This is a genomic window from Lyngbya sp. CCY1209 (genome assembly GCF_035615495.1).
Classification (GTDB): domain Bacteria; phylum Cyanobacteriota; class Cyanobacteriia; order Cyanobacteriales; family Microcoleaceae; genus Limnospira.
In genome coordinates, this window is record NZ_JAJENU010000058.1 from 1 (window position 1) to 1,522 (window position 1,522).

Sequence of the window (1,522 nt, forward strand, 5' to 3'; positions counted from 1 at the left end):
TCCCCCCTTTCTCCCCCCTTACTCCCCCCTTTCAAAGGGGGGCTGGGGGGGGTGGGGGCTGGGGGGGAGGGGGGTTGGGGGGGATGGGGACTGGGGGGCGAGTGGGGTGAAAAGAAACCGGGTTTCTAGGAGAGTGTCAGTTGAGAACCAGGGATCTTAATAGAAACCCGGTTTCTAAGCACTTTTTTGCGTGAAAAATTTGCCGGAAATGAAGGGTTGACAAGTGCCTGAAGTGAATATTAACTACAGGTTACAAGTCTCTGCGCGAGAGAAGATAACACCAGTGACACCGACCGACCCTTAACCTTGACACGCAACAACCAGAAAGAACCACAGATGGCCAGACGCACGGGAGATGACCCCGTGGTGCGGAGGCATCAAAAATAAGATCTTTAGGACTCACATATTTACCGCCGTACATCCACCCGATTTGCTGACAAAACTTGTGCCAAATTGTATCACCTGGGTATTGACCATAAAGCTTTGCTCTGCCCTCCATATAAATCCGTTTTTGAACGCTAAATCCAAAACGACCGCCACTATAATTGACCCAGAGTTGATCGATGGTTCGCAAATCTTCACTGGGAAAATTTTTGAGATCGTCATCATCCACCCATCCCCGTTGCGTTTGTCCCGTTACCGCCAACATAATCCGGGCAGTTTCTTCGTCCGCGGCTTTCCAGTTTCCGGCTTTCAGCAAATTGTTAAGTCGGGCATAATTCGCCGATGGGGGACGACGATCATCTTCTTTTGGCCGCTGCTGTCCTTCTACAATCTGCTGTAGTCGAGATGCGATCGCTTCTACCATTCTTGTCTCTTGTTGTGATTGCGACTCCGTTAAATTTCCAATTTGCCGAGTGACTTCATCCAATTGGGATTGAAAATCAGACTTGAGTTGAGTTTGCGACTCCGTTAAATTTCCAATTTGCCGAGTGACTTCATCCAACCGAGTCTGCAACTGAGATACCATCGACTGGGATAATTGCCAAACCCGCTTGGCGGCGGCAATTCGTTTTCTCTCCTTCTCCAAAAATCCGGGCGGTATCGGCTCAAAAAGTGACGGATAGGGGGTCAGGTCATAGCCGCAGACCTTACAGGTTTCGATCTCGTTTTCTGTATATTCCGTTTCACAAATTGGACATTTCATAATCCGGCGTTAGACGATCGTCCTGTCAAAAAAATTGAGGTTTACAAGAGCCAATATTTATGTTATAAAAAAATGATTTCGTAAAGTTTACAAGGGCATGAAGTGCCGATCTGCGATCGGTTACAAGTTTTCGGGAAAATTGATAAACCCAGTTTAACAACTTCTCAACCCGGATTCCAGGCCAACTGATTCCCGGAAACGCGATCGCACCCCCGACCCCCCTCAAACTGACGGCCGAAAGCCGATCGCCGATACCTATATCTGAGAGCGGCGCGAGTGTGTCAAAATTCTAGGGGTAGTGCGATTCGTTCGGGAGTGAAATAGGGCTGAAATGCCTGAAATAGCCTCCCGGTAAGGCTTTCACCCCCTCGGGTG

At 48.9% G+C, this 1,522-nt stretch carries 1 protein-coding gene; it reads right to left on the bottom strand.

Annotation, left to right across the window (positions count from 1 at the left end):
- Positions 1-250 precede the first annotated feature (250 nt).
- Positions 251-1,147, bottom strand: a complete 897-nt coding sequence (locus tag LKE08_RS00295) for a GUN4 domain-containing protein (protein WP_324702196.1) — start codon at positions 1,145-1,147, stop codon at positions 251-253.
- Positions 1,148-1,522 lie beyond the last annotated feature (375 nt).